Genomic DNA, 19,986 nt, shown 5'->3' with positions numbered 1-19,986 from the left:
TCGGCCCGATGCTCATTTTTCTCCGCATCGGGTTTCCCGAAAACCGGAAACCACTTTTCGGCCCGATGCTCATTTTTCTCGTCGCAATTCGCCAGCCGCATCGAAAAGGTGCAGCTTGCCCGGATCGATCCCGAGACGCACCATCTCGCCCGGCGCCGGTCTGAAGGCGGGCGGCAGGCGCGCCGTGACCGTTGCCCCGCCGAGAGAAAAATGCAGCAGCGTATCGGAGCCCAAAGGCTCGACCACCTCGACCCGCACTGCAATCTCATCCAGCCCTTCGCCGCAGGGCAGCACATGCTCAGGCCTAATGCCGACAATCAGCCTCTCATCCTGCGCAAGATAGCCGCGGGGCAGGCTCAGCCTTTCCAGTGCCACGCTGTTTCCATCGGAGAAAACGAGGCTGTCGCCCTTGACGGTGGCGTGAGCGAAATTCATGGCCGGAGAGCCGACAAAGCCCGCAACGAACACATTTGCCGGACGGTTATAAACCTCGTCGGGCGTTCCCACCTGCTCGATTACCCCATTGCGCAAAATGACGATGCGATCGGCAAGCGTCATCGCCTCGACCTGATCGTGCGTCACATAAATGATCGTCGTCTTCAGCTTCTGATGCAGTTTCTTGATTTCGGTGCGCACCTGCCCGCGCAATTGCGCATCGAGATTGGACAGGGGCTCATCGAAGAGAAACAAGCGCGGATGACGGACGATGGCGCGCCCCATGGCCACCCGTTGGCGCTGGCCGCCGGAAAGCGCGCCGGGGCGGCGATCCAGCAAATGGGAAATGCCCAGAAGCTCGGCAGCCTCATCAATCCGGGCACGGGCCTCATCGGCCGCCACTCCGCGCACCTTCAGGGCAAATCCCATATTTTGCCGCACCGTCTTGTGCGGATAAAGCGCATAGTCCTGGAAAACCATGGCAATATCGCGCTCACGCGGAGAAAGCCGGTTCACCACCGCATCACCGATCATCACATCGCCGGAGCTGATGGTTTCCAGCCCGGCTATCATGCGCAGGGTCGTGGATTTTCCGCAGCCGGAGGGGCCGACCAGCACGACGAATTCACCATCCGCGACGTCAAGATCGATGCCTTTGACAACCCGGCTTGCGCCGTAATGCTTCTCCACCCCCTTCAGGGTTACTGACGCCATATCCTGCTCCAAGCACGGCTTCGCCTTGCGTTTTTCTGATTTGCCGCAACATCCGCATCCCGCGAAAAGGCATCCCGCGCCCCGAATGTCCAGCGACCATTCGGAGATACGGACAGCTGCTTGCAGCGATATGCGGCGGGCCTCCCACTGTCTGTTCTTTCGCATTTTCACGCGGAAAACCGGTTTCCACTTTTCCTGAAAATGCTTTGGTCGAGCAATCTTACGAGGGTTTTAGCAGAAATCAATATTGCATCAATTTGCCTGAAAGCAGGATTTTGCAAAATCCTACTAAATCGGGAGAGTTTAGAGAAATTGCGTTTCGTCAGCGCAGGCGCGACACATAGCGGGCAATTTGCGGATCGTACCAGGTCTGCGAGACTTCAGGGACGGAGCCGTCCTGCGCGAAACTGCGCCGCACGATATGCGGCAGGGGCGCTGCACAAGGGGGGCCAAAACCCGCCGGCCGCCAATCCGGAACCGGGCTTTGGCCGATGACATCCTCGGCCTTTTCGATCCACAGGCCAAGCCGCATACGATAGAAAAGATAGAGGGATTCAGACAGATCCTCGGCAACAAGGTCGGGCGCCAACCCCGCATCCAGCCAGATTTCCTCCATCGCGGCCGCTTTGCCGGAGAGAAACCGCAGACGGCGAATGCGATGGGCAAAGTCGCCGGCACCGAATCTGGGCAGGTCGTCCGGCTTGCGCAACCGTTCCACGCCCAGAACCTGTGCCGTGGGCAGCCCGCCCCCTTCCAGCAACTCCAGACGGAAAAGCGAATAGACGCTTCGGGGGCTGGCCTGGGCGCGGATATAATTGCCCGACCCCTGGATCCGCTGCAATAATCCGCGTATGTCGAGCTCGGCAAGCGCCTTGCGCAAGGTGCCAACCGCCACGCCCAGATCGTTGGCCATGTCGCGCTCGGGCGGCAGTTTTTCACCATCCTGCAAGCGCCCGGCGGCAATGTCGCGAACCAGAAGCTCAACGAGTTGAAGATAAAGCGGAAGACTGCCACGCGCCTGCTTCATGAACCCTTACCAAAGAGAAATTGTTATATTATTGATCTACGCCGTTATTGATGTTACGCAATTATGTTAGCAGCATTTGAAACGAATGGCAGCGTTCAAGAACGGCAAACCCCAGGACGGCCACAAGAAGCCGCCAAACATGGCCCGCCAGCTTTCCTGCCTGAAGGGCCAATCGCGAGGAGAACATCCGCATGACTGTAGTCCCTGTTACCTCTGCCGATCTGGATGGGGCGGAAGTCTCCTGGTTTTCCGCGCTCTGCTCTGATGATTATGCCTTCCTCGGCGTTCCCGACGGCGCCCTGCGTTCCAGTTTTCAGCATTGCGCCGACATTGTCAAAAAAGCCGATGCCCTCGGCTTTCGCAATATTCTATGCCCGTCTTCCTATCAAGTCGGTCAGGATACACTAACATTTGTTGCCGCTGCATCGCAGCTTGCCGGCAATATCAATTTTCTCGCCGCCATTCGCTGCGGCGAAATGCAGCCCATCATGCTGGCGCGCACCATCGCCACGCTGGATCACATGCTGCAAGGCCGCCTGACGCTCAATGTCATCAGCTCGGATTTTCCGGGCGAGGTTGCCGATAGCGGCTATCGCTATCGGCGCAGCCACGAAGTGGTGGAAATCCTGCGGCAGGCATGGACCCGCGAATCCATTGATTTCGAAGGGACGATCTACAGCTTCAAGGGGGTTTCCACCGAGCCCGCCCGGCCCTATCAGCAAAATGGCGGCCCGCTGCTTTATTTCGGCGGCTATTCCCCCGACGCGCTGGAGCTTTGCGGCGCGCAATGCGATGTCTATCTCATGTGGCCCGAACCCAAGGAGCAACTGGCCGAGCGGATGCGCGCCGTCCATGCGCGGGCTGAAGCCCATGGCCGCACGCTGGATTATGGGCTGCGTGTGCATGTCATCGTACGCGATACGGAAAAAGAGGCCCGCGACTATGCCGACCATCTCGTCTCCCGGCTGGATGACGAATACGGACGGCTTATCCGCGACCGCGCCCATGACAGCATCTCGCTCGGCGTACATCATCAGGCCCGCACCCGCGAACTGGCAGACCAGTACGGCTATGTCGAGCCGCATTTGTGGACCGGCATCGGCCGGGCGCGGTCGGGCTGCGGGGCGGCAATCGTCGGCTCGACGGATCAGGTACTTTCCGAATTGGAGGCATATCGAAAAATGGGCATCCGGGCCTTTATTCTCTCAGGCTATCCGCATCTCGACGAGGCGGAGCATTTCGGCAGGCGCGTTCTGCCGCAGCTCAAGACCTGCTCCCTGCCGCACATTTATGGCCGCGTTCCGCAAAGCACACCGGCAACGCCACTGGGCATGGGAGAGCGTCGCTGATGGAACGAATTTCCCTGCAACCGGGCCTTGAGTTCAGCCGTATCGCCTATGGCATGTGGCGCCTGGCCGACGGCGCCGACACCTCCGCCGATCATGTTCTTGCCAAGCTGGATTGCTGCCTTGAACAGGGCATCACCACGATGGATCACGCCGACATCTATGGCGGATACACCGTCGAGGGCATTTTCGGCGCCGCGCTGAAAACCCGCCCTTGCCTGCGCGACAACATCGAAATCGTCACGAAATGCGGCATCGTCGCGCCAGTAGGGCGGTATGCCGACGCGCCCGTGAAATATTACGACACCAGTGCAGCCCATATCCGCGCGAGTGTGGAAACCTCGCTTTCGCAAATGGGAATAGACCATATCGACCTTCTGCTGATCCACCGGCCCGATCCGCTGATCGACGCGGAAGAAACGGGCCGGGCACTGGACGACATGGTCGCCTCCGGCAAGGTGCGGGCGGTGGGGGTTTCCAATTTCCGGCCCTGGGATTTCAGCCTGCTGCAATCGGCCATGCACAACCGCCTCGTCACCAACCAGATCGAAATGAGCCTGACGCATACGGCTCCCTTCATAAATGGTGATCTGGCCTATTTGCAGGAACGCCGTCTCCATCCCATGGCCTGGTCGCCGCTCGGCGGCGGTGGCCTGTTTTCAGGCGAGAACGCCGCCTTGCTGCACGTCCTGGAAGCCGTTGGCAAACAGCATGACGCAGATGCCGGCACGATCGCGCTTGCCTTCCTGCTGCACCACCCGGCTGGGATTTTGCCGGTCGTCGGCACCAACAGGCTGGAGCGCATTGCCCGCATCGGCGATGCCGTCCGCATCAGACTGGATCGCCAGACCTGGTTCCGGCTCTATACGGCAGCCATCGGTGGAGACGTGCCCTGATGGCAAAAGAGCGCGTCATCATTCCCGGCGCAGGCGACAATCGTGCCCTGCGCGATGCCTTCGGCAGCTTTACCACCGGCGTTACGGTGGTGACAGCCGCAGGCCCCTCCGGCCCCGTTGGCATGACGGCGAACAGCTTTACCTCGGTCTCGCTCGAGCCACCGCTGGTGCTGTGGTCGGCGGCGCGTTCTTCTTCCCGCCACGCGACCTTTCGCGCCGCAGCGCATTTTGCCATTCACGTTCTGGGGCAGCAGCAGGAGGCCATCGCCATGGCCTTTGCCCGCAGCGCCTTCAGTTTCGATGGCGTCGATTGGCAGACCAATGGCGAAGGCGTGCCGGTGATCACCGGCACGCTTGCCTGCTTCGAATGCCGCCTTCATGCCGTGCATGATGCCGGAGATCACTCTCTCCTGATCGGCGAGGTCATGCGCGCTACCTTGCGAAACGGAGCGCCGCTCTGCTTCGCCAATGGCCGTTTCGGAAGCTTCTCGGCCTTTGTCCCTTGAGCCGCTTTGGGAACACAGTTTGAGCGGAAATTCTCCCGTTCAGAATAGACCGGAACCTTTTATGCCCATCCCCGTTTTCCGCTTGCAACGAATATGAGGAAACAGGAGAAAAACCATGGGTAGCATGTCTGACAAGGTAAAGGGCGCCGCCAACGAAGTTGCCGGCAAGGCAAAACAGGCCGTCGGCAAGGCAACCGATAACGATCGTCTGCGCGCTGAAGGTGCCGGCCAGGAAGCCAAGGGCAAGACCCAGAAGGCTGTTGGCAATGCCAAGGATGCCGTGAAGGGCGCCGTGGACCGTATGTGACGAAACGCCCGGCGTGCCGGGCAAATCGCCAATTCCCCGACTGATTTGAGCCCGCCGTCCATCGGTGGGCTTTTTTTGTGATTATACCAACCTCTTCCTTCTGGTTGCTGCGCAATCGCCATTCAACCGCTCGCAGACAATTGCGCACGAAATTTTATTTCGCGAAAGGCGGTTCTTTTTTCCGATCAGTAAAATTCAACAGGATTTCGGGGCTGAGTTGGCGAATTCATTGAAGCCGGTATTTACAGCTCTAATACACCCGCTACAAACAGCAGTTCTGTAGTCGGGCAAGCTGCGAATGGCGATATTTTGCAAGCTTGTTTCATGCAGACAAATTCAGACAGGCGCGGAAGAAAAAGCAGAAGCCGCGTCTTGAGGGTTCATTGTTTGCGGGGCCGCCCTTTTGCGCGGATCATTCGCTGGGAGAATTTTATGAAACGGACATTCGCTTTTGCAGCGGCGTTGCTTGCTGCCAGCTTCCTGGCTGGAACGGCCAGCGCCAAGACCTTCATCTATTGCTCCGAAGGATCGCCGGAAGGCTTCGATCCCGGGCTCTACACCACCGGCACAACCTATGATGCCGCTGCCTATCCGGTCTATAACCGTCTTCTGGAATTCAAGCCCGGCACGACCAATCCGGTGGCTGGCCTTGCGGAAAGCTGGACCGTTTCACCCGATGGCAAGGAATATACGTTCAAGCTGCGCCCGAACGTGAAATTCCAGACCACGGAATTCTTCACGCCAAGCCGCACGCTGAACGCCGATGACGTGATCTTCAGCATCGACCGCCAGATCAACAAGGCCAATCCCTTCAACCAGTATGTCACTGGTGGCAGCTGGGAATATGCCGCCGGCATGGGCTTTCCCGAACTGATCAAGTCGATCGAAAAGGTGGACGATCTGACGGTGAAGTTCGTGCTGAACCGTCAGGAAGCCCCGTTCCTGGCCAATCTGGCCATGCCGTTTGCCTCGATCATGTCCAAGGAATATGCCGACAAGCTCAAGGCTGACGGCAAGATGGAGCAGTTGAACCAGATGCCGCTCGGCACCGGCCCCTTCTCCTTCGTCGCCTATCAGGAAGACGCCGCCATCCGCTACCAGAAGAACCCCGACTTCTGGGGCACCGCGCCGAAGATCGACGATCTGGTCTTTGCCATCACCAAGGATGCCGCCGTTCGCTATCAGAAGCTCAAGGCTGGCGAATGCCAGCTGATGCCTTACCCGAATGCCGCCGACGTCAAGGCGATGAAGGCCGATCCCAGCCTCAAGGTCATGGAGCAGGAAGGCCTCAACGTTGCCTATCTCGGCTACAATACCTTGCAGGCCCCCTTCGACAAGCCGGAAGTGCGCATTGCGCTGAACAAGGCCATCAACAAGCAGGCAATCGTGGATGCCGTGTTCCAGGGCATGGCCGCACCGGCCAAGAACCCGATCCCGCCGACCATGTGGTCCTATAACGACAAGATCCAGGACGACAGTTACGATCTGGATGCGGCCAAGAAGATGCTTGAAAAGGCAGGCGTGAAAAACCTGTCCATGAAGATCTGGGCCATGCCGGTGTCGCGCCCCTATATGCTGAATGCCCGCCGCGCCGCCGAAATCATGCAGGATGACTTTGCCAAGATCGGCGTGAAGGTGGAGATCGTCTCTTATGAATGGGCCGAATATCTGCAACGCTCCAAGGCCAAGGACCGTGACGGCGCCGCCATTCTCGGTTGGACCGGCGACAATGGCGATCCGGACAACTTCCTCGATACGCTTCTCGGCTGCGATGCCGTTGGCGGCAACAACCGTGCGCAATGGTGCAACAAGGAGTTCGACGCCCTTGTGAAGAAGGCGAAGGTCACTGCCGACAAGGCAGAGCGCACCAAGCTTTATGAAGAGGCACAGGTGATCTTCAAGAAGGAAGCCCCCTGGGCAACGCTCGACCATTCGCTTTCGGTGGTGCCGATGCGCAAGGAAGTCAGCGGCTTCACGCAGAGCCCGCTGGGCGCCTTCACGTTCGAAAACGTGGACATCGCGGAGTAAAAAGCCTTGCGAACCGGCGCAGCCCGCGCCGGTTCGCGTCTTTTGCTTGCGTTTGCCGGGAAAAGCCGGTTCCGGCTTTTCCTGAACGATAAACGCATCGAGAAACAGCGGGGCCAGCACCCTGCTGAAGGCATGTCCTGACGTCATCATCGCCCAATAACAGGTTCGCCCATGTTCGGCTTTTTTCTGCGGCGTCTTGCCGTGCTGATCCCGACCTTCATCGGGGTTTCCATTATTTCCTTCGCCTTCATCCGGCTTTTGCCGGGCGATCCGGTTGCCCTGCTTTCGGGAGAAAGGGTCATGTCGCCGGAACGCCATGCGGCGATCAGCGCCCAGCTTGGGCTGGACCGGCCGATGATCGTGCAATATTTCGATTACCTGCGCGGTGTCCTCACGGGCGATTTCGGCACGTCGATCGTCTCGAAAACCCCGATCCTCAAGCAGTTTCTGGCGCTGTTCCCGGCAACGGTCGAGCTGTCCATCTGCGCCATCCTGATTGCCGTCATCATCGGCGTGCCTGCCGGGGTCATTGCCGCCATCAAGCGTGGTTCGGCGATTGACCAATCCATGATGGGTGTTGCGCTGGTCGGCTATTCCATGCCGATCTTCTGGTGGGGGCTGCTGCTCATCATCCTGTTTTCCGGCATCCTGCAATGGACGCCCGTATCAGGCCGCATCTCGCTCATCTATTTCTTCAAACCCGTAACCGGTTTCATGCTGATCGATTCGCTGATTTCCGGCCAGAAGGGGGCCTTTTCCTCGGCCGTCAGCCATCTCATCCTGCCATCCATCGTGCTGGCCACCATTCCGCTGGCCGTCATTGCGCGTCAGACGCGCTCGGCCATGCTGGAAGTCCTGTCCGAGGATTATATCCGCACGGCTCGCGCCAAGGGTCTTTCGCCCTTCCGTGTCGTCGGCCTTCACGCGCTGCGCAATGCCATGATCCCGGTCATCACCACCATCGGCCTGCAAATCGGCGTGATGATGGCGGGCGCGATCCTGACGGAAACGATCTTCTCCTGGCCGGGTATCGGCAAATGGATGGTCGATAGCGTGTTTCGCCGGGATTATGCCGTCATTCAGGGCGGATTGCTGCTGGTGGCGGGCATTATCATGATCGTCAACCTGATCGTCGATCTGCTCTACGGGCTGATCAATCCGCGTATCCGGCATTGAGGGCAGAACATCCATGAATGCAAGCTCATCCGAAACCAAAGCCACCGGCAGCGCGGCGATGCGCCGCCAGATGCTCAAGGAATTCTGGTTCTATTTCGCCGAAAACCGGGGCGCGGTCATCGGCCTGGTCCTGTTCGTGCTGCTGGTGCTGATTGCCGTGCTGGCGCCGTTGATTGCCCCGCACTCACCCTTCGAGCAATATCGCGATGCCGTGCTGCTGCCACCGGCCTTTGTCGAAGGCGGACGGGCGCAGTTCCTGCTCGGCACCGATCCCGTCGGGCGCGATATTCTCTCGCGACTGATTTACGGTTCGCAATATTCCCTGTTCATCGGGGTCTTCGTGACCACGCTGTCGCTGTCCACCGGCATTATCATGGGCTTGATCGCCGGCTATTATCGCGGCTGGGTGGATACGCTCATCATGCGGCTGATGGACATCATCCTGGCTTTTCCTTCGCTGCTGCTGGCGCTGGTTCTGGTTGCCGTTCTCGGTCCCGGTCTCATCAATGGCATGATCGCCATTGCGCTGGTGCTTCAGCCGCATTTCGTGCGGCTGACCCGTGCTGCCGTCATGGCGGAAAAGACACGCGACTATGTGACCGCCGCCCGCCTTGCCGGGGCCGGACCGTTGCGGCTGATGTTTCGCACCATCCTGCCGAATTGCACCGCACCGCTGATCGTTCAGGGCACGCTGTCCTTTTCCAATGCCATTCTGGATGCCGCAGCGCTCGGCTTTCTCGGCATGGGCGCGCAACCGCCCGCACCCGAATGGGGCACCATGCTGGCGGAAGCCCGTGAGTTCATTCTGCGTGCCTGGTGGGTGGTGACATTTCCAGGGCTTGCCATTCTCATCACGGTGCTGGCCATCAACCTGATGGGCGATGGTCTGCGGGATGCCCTTGACCCGAAGATGAAGAGGTCGTGACCATGGCACTTCTGACGATTGACAATCTCACCGTCGAATTCCAGACGGCCAATGGCTGGTTCCGTGCCGTGGATGGCGTTTCCCTTTCGGTCAAGGCGGGCGAGGTTCTCGCCATCGTCGGGGAAAGCGGTTCGGGCAAATCGGTTTCCATGCTGGCCGTCATGGGCCTGCTGCCAGCCAGCACCCGGATTTCCGCCGACCGCATGGAGTTTGAGGGCCGCGACATTCAGGCTCTTGCACCGGCCGAACGCCGCAAGCTCATCGGCAAGGACATGGCAATGATCTTCCAGGAGCCGATCGCCAGCCTCAACCCCTGCTTCACCGTGGGCTTCCAGATCGAGGAGGTGCTGCGCATCCATATGGGTCTTGGCCGCAAGCAGCGCCGCGCCCGCGCCATCGAACTTCTCACGCAGGTGGGCTTGCCCAATCCGGCCGAGCGGCTCAATCATTTCCCCCATCAGATGTCGGGCGGCCAGTGCCAGCGGGTGATGATTGCCATGGCCATTGCCTGCAACCCCAGGCTCCTGATTGCCGACGAGCCGACAACGGCGCTCGACGTGACGATCCAGAAGCAGATCCTCGATCTTCTCGTCTCCCTTCAGGACAAGACCGGCATGGGGCTTATCATGATTACCCATGACATGGGCGTGGTGGCGGAAACCGCCGACCGCGTGATCGTGCAATACAAGGGCCGCAAAATGGAAGAAGCCGATGTGCTGAGCCTTTTCGAGTCACCGGGCCATCCCTATACCCGCGCCCTGCTCTCCGCCCTGCCGGAAAATGCCACGGGCAAGCGCCTCAACACGGTTTCCGACTTTATGGCGCTGACCGAGACGACGGGAGAACGCCCATGAGCGACAGCGACAGCAACAGCCCCATTCCCATGCTGGAAATCCGCAATATCAAGCGCGACTATGTTGTGCCCGGCGGCTTTCTCAAAAAGGAAAAGATCATCCACGCCGTAAAAGGCGTTTCCTTCACGCTGGAAAAGGGCAAGACCCTTGCCATCGTTGGCGAAAGCGGCTGCGGAAAATCCACGCTGGCGCGAATCCTGACCTTTATCGACGAACCGACGGCAGGCGAACTGCTGATCGACGGCAAGACCGTCGATACCCGTCCCGGTCATTTGAGCGCGCAGATGCGCCGCAAGGTGCAGATCGTCTTTCAAAACCCCTATGGCTCGCTCAATCCCCGCCAGAAGATCGGCGATGTGCTGGGCGAACCGCTGGCCATCAACACCGGCCTGTCCAGCGCTGAGCGGCGCGAGCGCGCCATGGACATGCTGGTAAAGGTCGGACTGGGACCGGAACACTATAACCGCTATCCGCACATGTTTTCCGGCGGCCAGCGCCAACGCATCGCCATTGCCCGCGCGCTGATGCTGAACCCGAAGCTGCTGGTGCTGGACGAGCCGGTTTCCGCCCTTGATCTTTCCGTACAGGCGCAGGTGCTGAACCTCTTGTCCGACCTACAGGAAGAGTTCGGCCTGACTTACGTTTTCATCAGCCACGACCTCTCGGTGGTGCGCCATATCGCCGATCAGGTCATGGTGATGTATTACGGCGAAGCGGTGGAATATGGCCGCCGGGACGCAGTGTTTGCCAATCCGCAACACGCTTATACCCGCACGCTGTTTGCCGCCACGCCTCAGGCAGATGTCGCCTCTATCCGCGCCCGCCTTGCCCGCAAGCAGGAAAGGCAGCCTGCATGAGCCGAGGCGAGGCGCCTGAACCGTCGAAGAGGCAGCCGATCAGGCTGCCTTTTCCTGGCGGTAGCCGGTATCGATGACCAGTTCACCGCCGCAAAGCCTTGAAACGCAGGCGCAGATGCGCGGATTTTCGCGCCGCTCGGCGTCGGAAAAAAACACATCCCGATGATCGATCTCTCCGGTCGATGATAGAATGGAGACGGCGCAAAGCCCGCATTCTCCCCGCCGACAGTCGAAGATCATCGGCACGCCTGCTTCGCTCAAGGCATCGAGCATGGTCTGGTCGGCGCGTACCGCCACGCTACGCTCAAGACCAGCCACGCGCACGCTGAATTCCTGTTCGGCAAAGCGGCCATTATCGCCAAACACTTCGTAACGCAGGCGGCTCATCGGACGCCCGCTTTGCTGCCAGAGCGATTTCGCAGCCTCAAGCAGGCCAAGCGGTCCGCAAATATAGGCCTCACCATCCTCCGGCAGTGCCGCAAATTCTGCTTTCAGGTCCATCGCCTGACCGTCATCCTGTGAGAAACAGGCAAGCCTTTCACCCAGCAAAGCCTGCAACTCTCCGGCAAAGGCCATGAGACTTCGGTTTTTTGCGCCATAGATCATGCGCATGGATTGACCGCGCGCCGCGAGCGCCTGCGCCATGCCATAAATGGGGGTGACGCCCACCCCACCGGCGATCAGCAGATAATGCGAGGCTCGCCAGGACAATTCGAACCGGTTTTCCGGCTCCGTCATCTCCGTCTCGTCTCCCGGCTGCAAGGTCCAGATATAGGCCGATCCTCCGCGGCTATTGGGATGCAGCTTGACCGCAATTGCCAGCGTGCCCGGCGCACTGGGAATAACAGTATAGGTGCGTATGGCCGGTGCGCCATTGATAAGCACTTTGATATTGCTGTGCGATCCCGGATCGAAACCACCGCGCAGCCCCTCCACGGCAAACGTGACCATGCGCACATCTTCGGCGGGCTGACTTGTCTCGATGACGCGGGCCCTTCGCCATTCCAGTCTTGATTTCATCTGCTCCTCCTCATTTTTCATCCCTCGCCAGACATTCGGATTTCCGCATGACGCGGTGTTGCGATGTGCAGGCGTCAGCGGATATTTTCCAGCAATGCCAGCGCCAGCACCTTGCCCTTCAAATCAGGCTGCTCCTCCAGCACGAAATCGAGGTTTCGCCGGGCAATTCCGGCATGTTCACGGGCAATCGCTTCCGCGCGGGCACCCTCCCGGCGGGAAATTGCCTCCAGCAAAGCCTTGTGCTGCGATTGCGCCACGAAAAGCGAACTCTGAAAGGCCGGAAAGTCGGTTTCCGTTCCCACAAAGGCGTTCGGACTGGCAAAGGGCAGGTTGGTGACGCGCTCGATTTCCGCCATTACCAGCTTGCTGCCACTTGCCTCTGCAAGAAGCCGGTGAAAGGCCTCGTTCATTTGCGGGTAGGCCTCGAAATCCATGGATTGCGGGTAGGAGGCAAAGACGCCATCCAGCGCTTCCACGATGTCTCCCAGCTTGCGCAAAAGAGCAGGCGGCACACCGCGCTCGGCGGCAAATCGTGCCGCCGTTCCCTCCATGATGCCCCGCAACTCTATGGCATCCACCGCATCCTGACGGCTGAAGCGGCGAACTTCATATCCGCCGCCGGCAAGCGGGGTCAAAAGCCCCTCCTGCTCCAGCTTCTGAAGGGCGGCGCGCAGGGGCGTGCGCGACACCTCCAGGCGGTTGGCAAGCGCAACTTCGGAAAGTCTTTCACCGGGTGAAAGCCGTCCCGTCAGCACCAGATCGCGAAGCCCCAAAAGGGCCTTTGCCGTCTGCTGCCGGCCGGATGCCTGTTCTTCGGCCATGATCTACTCCGCCGCAACGGGCAAACCCGTCCCGATGCCCAGCTCCTCATCGATCATCCGATCGATCAGCTTGCGCGCCCACATGGAACCCGCATCGATGTTGAGGTTATAGAAGCGATGATCGGGATTGGCATCAATGGCCCGCTGCTGCGCCTCCAGCACCACCTCATCCTCCCGGAAGACACCGGCAACCCCCTCGCGCAATTCATGGGTCCGGGCCTGGTTCTTGAGGTCGTAATTGCGGGCAAAGGCCCAAAAGTAAAGACAGGTCTTGTCCGTGGAGGGCGTGATAGTGTTCAGCACATAACCATTGACACCCTTAGACCTGTTGCCCTCTTTCGCGCCGGTTCCGGCCTCTGCCACACCCACATCGATGGCAACCGTGCAAGGCGCTTCGAAGCGGATGATCTGCCAGCGATCGACGGGGCCGGACCGGCCATACTGCTTGGCCCAGAAGGGCGGTGGGTGAATGCCCTCCATCCAGCGGGTGATATAGGCGAAGCGATCGCTGTGGGTTGCTTCGAAGGGCGATTCGGCAACCGCCCTGTCACCGATGGACGAACCATGGACGAAGGTTTCATGCGTCAGGTCCATGAGATTATCGACCACGAGGCGATAATCGCATTTCACCTCGATCAGCTTTCCGTCCGCTGCCCAATCTGGATCGTCGTTCCAGTGCAGATCGGGAATGAGGGCCGGATCGGCAAGGGCCGGGTCGCCCGGCCAAATCCAGATAAAGCGATGTTTTTCGGCGACCGGATAGGATTTGACGCAGGCCGAGGGATTGATGGTGTGCTGCGAAGGCATGTAGACGCAGCGCCCCGTATCGTCGAATTCAAGCCCGTGATAGCCACAGATGACATTATCACCCTCCAGCCGCCCAAGGGACAAAGGCACAAGGCGATGCCAACAGGCATCGGCCAGCGCCACGGCCTTGCCATCCGCCTTGCGATAAAGCACCACGGGCTTGTTGCAGATGGTCCGCGCCAGAAGCGTGCGCTTTACCTCCACATCGTAAGCGGCGGCGTACCAGGCATTCATCGGGAAAGTCGGTCGTGCGGTCATGATCTGTCCTCCTCAGTTCATGCTGGAAGATGACCACGGTGTATACAGAATGTCAATATTCAGCGGAATTTTTCGCTAGATACGTGGCCGTATAGGCTAATTCTCATCTGCGGTTCGGGACTTTGTATACAAATCAGAATGGTCAAAAAAAAGCCCGCCCGAAGGCAGGCCCTTTCACAATGGATGCCATGCTCAGGCGGCAACGCTTTCGCGCACGCCGTCGGCCATGCCATTTTCCTTCAGCCAGACAATGAGGTCTTCGATGGCGATCAGATGCAAACCATGCTCTGCCGCAAAGACTTCCAGCTCCGGCAACCGGGCCATCTCGCCATCATCCTTGGCCACTTCACAAATGACGCCCGCCGGATAAAGCCCCGCCAGACGGCACATATCGAGCGCTGCTTCCGTATGGCCCGGCCGCTCGAGAACCCCTCCCTTGCGAGCGCGCAACGGAAACATGTGGCCGGGACGGGCAAAGTCTTCCGGCTTTGCATTTTCATCCAGCAGCGCCCGGATGGTGGCGGCACGATCGCTGGCGGAAATGCCGGTGGTGGTAGCCGGGCGGTAATCCACCGAGACGGTGAAGGCCGTCTGGTAAAGCTCGGTATTGTTCGGAACCATAAGCGGCATTTCGAGCGCGTCCAGCCGCTCGCCCTCCATGGGAACGCAGATGAGGCCGCGCGCCTTGTTCATCATGAAGGCCACCTGCTGGGGCGTCACCTTCTCTGCGGCGACGATGATGTCGCCTTCATTTTCACGGTCATGGTCATCGACAACCACGATCATCTCACCACGCGCAATGGCATCGATGGCGTCTTCGATACGGGAAAAACTCATGCACTTGCCTTTCAAGGGTTCCACCGGAAAACCGGCTGGTTATGCGTGCCGAAGCACACCAAACTCCCTTGGGCGAACAGGCGTAGTACGCCCCTCACGCGGAAAGGCGCCATGTCGCTTGTCCTCTTTCATCCGGACTATACCGTCGGCTCCGGCCTCTCACCGGATCTGCTGACCTTTTCCGCAAAACCGGAAAAGCGCTCGCGGGCTCGGAGCAGGCTCCATACCGCCGGTGGGGAATTGCACCCCGCCCTGAGAACACAGAAATGATAATAGAAATATTTTGCAGATTGCAAGCCGTTTTGCATCGCACTCAATCATAATATTGCGTGACGGGAGGCCCCCGCCACGCAACGCGGCCCATCATAGATAGACCGACGCCAGCGCACCGTCGATCGGCAGGTTGATGCCTGCGACCCAGCGGGCATGATCCGAGCAAAGGAACAGCACGGGGCCGGCTATCTCATCGGCCAGCGCCGGTCGTTTCATTTTGGCGGCGTCCTTCTGCACCCGCTCCTCACCCAGCATTGTCACGAAATCCCCAAGGATCGGCGTTAACACCGGCCCCGGCGCCACGCTGTTCATGCGAATGTCATTGTCCATGAACAGCTCGTAGCCGCGCTTCATGGTCCAGACGATCAGCGCTTCCTTGAAATACTGGTAGCAGCTTTCCTGCGCCACCGGGTTCTGCCGCAGCCACGCCTGCCCCTCGGCAAAGCCCGCCGTTGCGGCCAGCGCCTTGTGCTGCTCCAGCCGTTTTTGCCATTCCCCGCCGAGAATGGAGGCAATGTTGACGATGGAGCCGCCCTTCGGCATCCGCTCCATCAGCGCCTCCGTCAAATGCCTGAGGCCGAGATAATTCACCCGCGCGACAAGATCGCGATCCGCCGTTCCCGGCACGCCTGCGGCATTGACCAGCGCATCGATCCGGGAGGGAAGCTTTGGCAATTCCCGGTCGATAAGCGTCGGATCGCCAAGATCCATCTTCACAAAGCCATCCAGCGTCAAAAGCGCGTCATTGCGGTCAATGCCGATGACATTTGCCCCGTAAAAGCGGGCAAGCCGGGCGACCTCGCCGCCAATACCGGAAGAAACGCCTGTTACGACAATCGTCTTACCCTGCAAATTCATGTTTCATCTCCTCATCGACTAGCATGAGCGATCCGGACAAAGCCGGCAAAAAGTTTGATCACGCTTCAAAACAACACATGTGTGGAAAAACCGCTATAAGGCGGACCTCAAGCAGTTCAGAAGGGATAGGCTGTGGCGGCCTGCTTGACGGAGACCCACTGCCACTGGGTAAACTCTTCGATGTCGGCGGGGCCGCCCATGCGGCTGCCATTGCCCGATTTGCCGCGCCCGCCAAAGGGCGCATATGGGCCACCCTGCACCGTCTGGTCGTTGATGTGCAGCTGGCCGACATTCAGCCTTTCCCCCAACGCCATGGCCCGGCCAAGATCGGCGGAAATCACCCCGCCCGCCAACCCGTATTCGCTGCGATTGGCAAGTTCCACGGCCTCGTCATCGGTCGAGAAAGATACGACACAGGCAACCGGGCCGAAAATCTCCTCGTCGAAGGCGCGCATTCCAGGCTTTACACCGGCCAGGACTGTCGCCTCGAAAAAGCGGCCCTGATGGCGCCCACCGGCCAGAAGCTTCGCGCCCTTGGCAACCGCATCCTCCACAACCTCGCGGATCGCCGTGACCTGTCCATCGGAAATGATCGGTCCAAGCGCCACCTGAAGCGTATCGGGATCGCCTGCGGGCAGGTTCCTGGCCTTTTCCACCAGCCTTTCGGCCAGTTGCATGGCGATCTTTTCATGCGTCAGCACGAGGCCGGTTGCCATGCAGATCTGGCCCTGATGCAAAAAGGCGCCCCAGGCGGCATTGGAGGCCGCCACATCGAGATCGGCATCGTCCAGAATGACCAGCGGGTTCTTGCCGCCAAGCTCCAGTTGCACCTTCTTCAAATGCCGCCCGCACAACTCGCCTACCTTTGCCCCGCCACGGCTGGAGCCGGTGAAGGAGATCATGGCGATATTACCGTCGGTGCAGAGCGCCTCCCCGGCCTCGGCACCACCCGGCAACACATGCAACACGCCGGGCGGCAGACCTGCCTCCTCAAAAATCCTCGCAATAATGATGCCGCCTGAAATCGCCGTGCGCGGATCGGGCTTGTGGACCACCGTATTTCCCAGCGCAAGCGCTGGCGCAATGGAGCGCAGGGACAGCACCAGCGGAAAATTGAAGGGCGATATGACCCCCACCACCCCATGAGGCACGCGGCGGGCATACTGGCGGCGCTCGTCCATGCCGGTGATGAAGGTGCCGAGCGGCTGGGTTGCAAGACTTGCCGCATGGCGCAGGAACAAGGCGCCATGCTCGATTTCAATCATCGCCTTGGCCTGAACGGAGCCGGAATCGCGCATGATCCAGCCGGAAAGCTCGGCTCCATGCTTTTCCAGAAGATCGGCAGCCCGGTTGATGATCTCTGCCCTCTGCTGCGGCAATCTTGCCGCCCATTCCTTCTGGGCGGCGCGGGCTTCACGGGCCGCCAGCGCCACATCTTGCGCTCCCGCCATGCCGACGGTGGCAAGGATTGCCCCCGTGGCAGGATTGACAACCTCGCCGGTACCGCCTGCAAGGCTGCGCCAGCCGCCAAGGAAGCCACGGTCCGTCCAGCGGGCCCTGTCGATAAATTCGGGTGTTTGCATTGTCATGGCGCCATCTCCTCTCTCTGTCGCTCCACACTCATCTCTGCCGCGTAGCGCCCGTGGCGACCATTCGAAGACCTGAAGGCAAGGCTTCGCCCTGCCGGGCAAAGCCCGGTAGACAGTTTCGAATTACGCGACATCCTCCAAGCCGCCTCCTCAAGCGGCCTGTTACAGGGATCAGCAAACACCGTGCCAAATGGATTTTTTCGGGAAATACAGGCATTTCCTCGACCACCAAAACCACGCTCCGGCTTTTCCCCTTGCGGATTTCTAAAAATGATGAATAATTTCATCATTTGATGAAGAGAAGTCTGATGCCGAAACGCCCCTCCGGTTCCGATAGCGTCACTCTCAGGCAGGTTTCAGAAGCGGCCGCCAGCCCCATGCTGCGGGGAGACTTCCGGCAATTGGCCTCCGGCGCCTCCCCCACCTGGGCAGAGCTGGCCGATGCCTTGCATTTTTCGCTCGGCGATGGCCGTATCTGGCTGAACGACCAGCGCATGGTGCTGATCCAGAGCCAGGTTCTGGGACGTCTGCGGCAGGAAATCATCGATGCCTTCGGCATGGAAACCGCCAAGGGCATTTTCATGCGGGTCGGCTACATGCAGGGCGTGCGCGATGCCGAACTGGTGATGAAGCGCTTTCCCGATCAGGATCTCACCCATGCGCTGGCCGCCGGGCCACGGATGCATACGCTGGAAGGCTTTGTAAAGGTCGTCACCCGCCATTTCGAATTCGATCGGGAAAAGGGCTTTTACCACGGCGAATTCCACTGGCACGATTCCTCCGAGGCCGCCGAACATCTCAGCCATCACGGATTGTCGGCAGAGCCGGTTTGCTGGATGCAGGCAGGCTACCCCACCGGCTATACCAGCACGCTCTTCGGCAGACCCGTGCTGTTTCGCGAAACGGAATGCCTCGCCATGGGCGCGGCCCATTGCGTGGTCATTGGCAAAAATGCCGAGGAATGGGAGGCCGATGCGCCGGAGAAAGCCTATCTCGGCCTGCAATGGAAGGCCCGGCACAGCGCGCCTTCAACATCCGCTCCGGCAGCTTCGCCCCTGAACGAGACCGTAAAGCCGGAGCGCGATGAAGTGGTGGGCGTCTCCGCCCGCTTTCTCACCGCCCGCCTGATGGTGGAAAAGGTGGCCGATACCCAGGCCACCGTTCTTCTGGTCGGCGAATCCGGCGTCGGCAAGGAGGTGTTTGCGCAGCAAATCCATCGTCTCAGCAGCCGCGCGCGCGGGCCGTTTCTTCCCGTCAACTGCGCGGCCATTCCCGAAAATCTGGTGGAATCGGAATTGTTCGGCGTGGAGCGGGGCGCCTTTACCGGGGCCGTGGCCTCCCGTCCCGGCACCTTCGAGCGGGCCAATGGCGGCACGCTTTTTCTCGACGAGGTCGCCTCTCTTGCCTATGCGGCACAGGGCAAACTGCTGCGCGCCATTCAGGAGCGAAAACTCGAAAGGGTCGGGGGCACGAGGCTGATCGAAACGGATGTGCGCATCATCGCGGCCTCCAATGTCGATCTTGCGGAAGAAGTGCGCGCCGGCCGCTTCCGGCAGGACCTTTATTTCCGCCTCTGCGTCTTTCCCATCACCATTCCGCCGCTGCGCGAAAGGCGCGACGACCTGCCGCTGCTTGCCGACCACTTTCTGCGACAGTTCCGCCTGCGCCACGGGCGGCACGTCCGCGGCCTGACCCGCCGGGCCATGGACGCGCTTCTGGCCTATGATTTTCCCGGCAACATCCGGGAATTGCAGAACATGATCGAGCGTGGCGTCATCTTTGCCGAGCCGGATGGCCAGATCGATCTGCAACATCTCTTCACCGGCTCGGAGACGCGGAGCGCCAAGCCGGAAAACCTCGCATTGAACCGGCTTGGCCGTATCGGCCCTACCGGCTTGCAAACCGATTACCCGGAAAATCTCAGGAAAAGCCGGAAACCGGAATATCCAGCGCAACCGCGTGAAACCGCGCTGGAGGAGCTGACAATCGCCGAAAATCGTCTCTTTGCCGAGGCTCTGGCCCAAAGCGGCGGCAATCTTTCCGCCGCCGCGCGCCATCTCGGCATTTCCCGCGCCAAGCTGGAATACCGGATGCGCAAGGCCGGGCTGCTTTAGGTCTTGTGGACTCTTGGGATTCCCAAGGCTGAGCAAATCAGATTCAAGACTGTCTTTTGGAGGCAGTCATGGGCGTATTGGACCGGTTGATCCTTCGGGACGAGCAGTGGGCGCGGATATCGACGCACATCATTGGTGACGAACGGACACGGGGGTCGTCGGGCCGCGACAACCGGATGTTCGTGGAAGCCGTGCTTTGGATCGTGCGCACGGGCTCGCCCTGGCGTGACTTGCCAGAGGTCTTCGGCGAGTGGAATAGCGTCTTCCGGCGCTTCAGCCGCTGGAGCAAAAAGGGCGTCTGGTGGCGTATGTTCGCTGCGATGTCCAATGATCCGGAC

The 19,986-nt window shown here is 59.9% G+C and carries 19 protein-coding genes and 1 riboswitch; of the genes, 11 read left to right on the top strand and 8 right to left on the bottom strand.

What is annotated here, in order from left to right:
* Positions 1–69: 69 nt before the first annotated feature.
* Positions 70–1,149, bottom strand: a complete 1,080-nt coding sequence (locus T424_RS0109530; protein ID WP_027487519.1) for an ABC transporter ATP-binding protein — start codon at positions 1,147–1,149, stop codon at positions 70–72.
* 322 nt (positions 1,150–1,471) lie between these two features.
* A complete protein-coding gene (locus tag T424_RS0109525) occupies positions 1,472–2,176 on the bottom strand; it encodes a GntR family transcriptional regulator (protein WP_027487518.1) in 705 nt (234 codons plus the stop codon).
* A 191-nt stretch (positions 2,177–2,367) separates the two neighbouring features.
* Between T424_RS0109525 and T424_RS0109515 the strand changes: the two genes are divergently transcribed.
* The 9 genes from T424_RS0109515 to T424_RS0109470 all read left to right on the top strand — a co-directional run bounded on the left by T424_RS0109515 (position 2,368) and on the right by T424_RS0109470 (position 11,071).
* Positions 2,368–3,525 carry an LLM class flavin-dependent oxidoreductase gene (locus T424_RS0109515; RefSeq protein ID WP_027487517.1) on the top strand — a complete coding sequence of 386 codons (1,158 nt, stop codon included), beginning with the start codon at positions 2,368–2,370 and terminating at the stop codon, positions 3,523–3,525.
* The gene (locus T424_RS0109510; RefSeq protein ID WP_027487516.1) at positions 3,525–4,418 is read left to right on the top strand and encodes an aldo/keto reductase; all 894 of its coding nucleotides are present in this window, start codon (positions 3,525–3,527) and stop codon (positions 4,416–4,418) included. Before T424_RS0109515 ends, T424_RS0109510 begins: the two co-directional genes overlap by 1 nt.
* On the top strand, positions 4,418–4,924 hold the full coding sequence (locus T424_RS0109505) for a flavin reductase family protein (protein WP_037067238.1): 507 nt from the start codon (positions 4,418–4,420) through the stop codon (positions 4,922–4,924). Before T424_RS0109510 ends, T424_RS0109505 begins: the two co-directional genes overlap by 1 nt.
* A gap of 115 nt (positions 4,925–5,039) precedes the next feature.
* Complete coding sequence (locus T424_RS0109500) at positions 5,040–5,231, top strand: CsbD family protein (protein ID WP_027487514.1); 192 nt, start codon at positions 5,040–5,042, stop codon at positions 5,229–5,231.
* Between the two features lie 432 nt (positions 5,232–5,663).
* Positions 5,664–7,259 (top strand): ABC transporter substrate-binding protein, encoded by a 1,596-nt coding sequence (locus tag T424_RS0109495; RefSeq protein WP_027487513.1) that lies wholly within the window; start codon positions 5,664–5,666, stop codon positions 7,257–7,259.
* Positions 7,260–7,430: 171 nt separating this feature from the next.
* Positions 7,431–8,435, top strand: a complete 1,005-nt coding sequence (locus T424_RS0109485) for an ABC transporter permease subunit (protein ID WP_027487512.1) — start codon at positions 7,431–7,433, stop codon at positions 8,433–8,435.
* A gap of 13 nt (positions 8,436–8,448) precedes the next feature.
* Positions 8,449–9,360 (top strand): ABC transporter permease subunit, encoded by a 912-nt coding sequence (locus T424_RS0109480; RefSeq protein WP_037067225.1) that lies wholly within the window; start codon positions 8,449–8,451, stop codon positions 9,358–9,360.
* 2 nt (positions 9,361–9,362) lie between these two features.
* Positions 9,363–10,214, top strand: coding sequence for an ABC transporter ATP-binding protein (locus T424_RS20665; protein WP_084268456.1), 852 nt, complete (start codon positions 9,363–9,365; stop codon positions 10,212–10,214).
* Entirely contained in the window at positions 10,211–11,071 is an 861-nt protein-coding gene (locus T424_RS0109470) for a dipeptide ABC transporter ATP-binding protein (RefSeq protein ID WP_027487510.1), read from the top strand. The genes T424_RS20665 and T424_RS0109470 overlap by 4 nt, the downstream gene beginning before the upstream one ends.
* 39 nt (positions 11,072–11,110) lie before the next feature.
* On the opposite strand, the gene T424_RS0109465 is transcribed toward T424_RS0109470, so the two are convergent.
* The 6 genes from T424_RS0109465 to T424_RS0109435 all read right to left on the bottom strand — a co-directional run bounded on the left by T424_RS0109465 (position 11,111) and on the right by T424_RS0109435 (position 17,534).
* Positions 11,111–12,091 carry a PDR/VanB family oxidoreductase gene (locus T424_RS0109465; protein ID WP_027487509.1) on the bottom strand — a complete coding sequence of 327 codons (981 nt, stop codon included), beginning with the start codon at positions 12,089–12,091 and terminating at the stop codon, positions 11,111–11,113.
* 74 nt (positions 12,092–12,165) lie between these two features.
* The gene (locus T424_RS0109460; RefSeq protein ID WP_027487508.1) at positions 12,166–12,912 is read right to left on the bottom strand and encodes a GntR family transcriptional regulator; all 747 of its coding nucleotides are present in this window, start codon (positions 12,910–12,912) and stop codon (positions 12,166–12,168) included.
* Between the two features lie 3 nt (positions 12,913–12,915).
* Entirely contained in the window at positions 12,916–13,977 is a 1,062-nt protein-coding gene (locus T424_RS0109455; RefSeq protein ID WP_037067222.1) for an aromatic ring-hydroxylating dioxygenase subunit alpha, read from the bottom strand.
* Between the two features lie 192 nt (positions 13,978–14,169).
* The gene (ribB, locus tag T424_RS20660) at positions 14,170–14,814 is read right to left on the bottom strand and encodes a 3,4-dihydroxy-2-butanone-4-phosphate synthase (RefSeq protein ID WP_037067219.1); all 645 of its coding nucleotides are present in this window, start codon (positions 14,812–14,814) and stop codon (positions 14,170–14,172) included.
* A 116-nt stretch (positions 14,815–14,930) separates the two neighbouring features.
* Positions 14,931–15,078, bottom strand: a riboswitch (FMN riboswitch).
* A 99-nt stretch (positions 15,079–15,177) separates the two neighbouring features.
* Positions 15,178–15,945, bottom strand: a complete 768-nt coding sequence (locus tag T424_RS0109440; protein ID WP_027487506.1) for a coniferyl-alcohol dehydrogenase — start codon at positions 15,943–15,945, stop codon at positions 15,178–15,180.
* A 116-nt stretch (positions 15,946–16,061) separates the two neighbouring features.
* Complete coding sequence (locus T424_RS0109435; RefSeq protein WP_027487505.1) at positions 16,062–17,534, bottom strand: benzaldehyde dehydrogenase; 1,473 nt, start codon at positions 17,532–17,534, stop codon at positions 16,062–16,064.
* Positions 17,535–17,842: 308 nt separating this feature from the next.
* Here T424_RS0109435 and T424_RS0109430 point away from each other — a divergent pair, with 308 nt between their 5' ends.
* Positions 17,843–19,648: a sigma-54-dependent Fis family transcriptional regulator gene (locus tag T424_RS0109430; protein WP_037067216.1), complete on the top strand. Its 1,806-nt coding sequence runs from the start codon at positions 17,843–17,845 to the stop codon at positions 19,646–19,648.
* Positions 19,649–19,716: 68 nt separating this feature from the next.
* Positions 19,717–19,986: IS5 family transposase (locus tag T424_RS0109425; RefSeq protein ID WP_037067207.1), on the top strand; the 270-nt coding region annotated here is incomplete at its 3' end.

It is taken from the genome of Allorhizobium undicola ORS 992 = ATCC 700741 (assembly GCF_000621665.1).
Taxonomy (GTDB): domain Bacteria; phylum Pseudomonadota; class Alphaproteobacteria; order Rhizobiales; family Rhizobiaceae; genus Allorhizobium; species Allorhizobium undicola.
The sequence above is the reverse complement of the archived record's forward strand: the minus strand, read 5'-3'. Positions and strand labels throughout refer to the sequence as shown.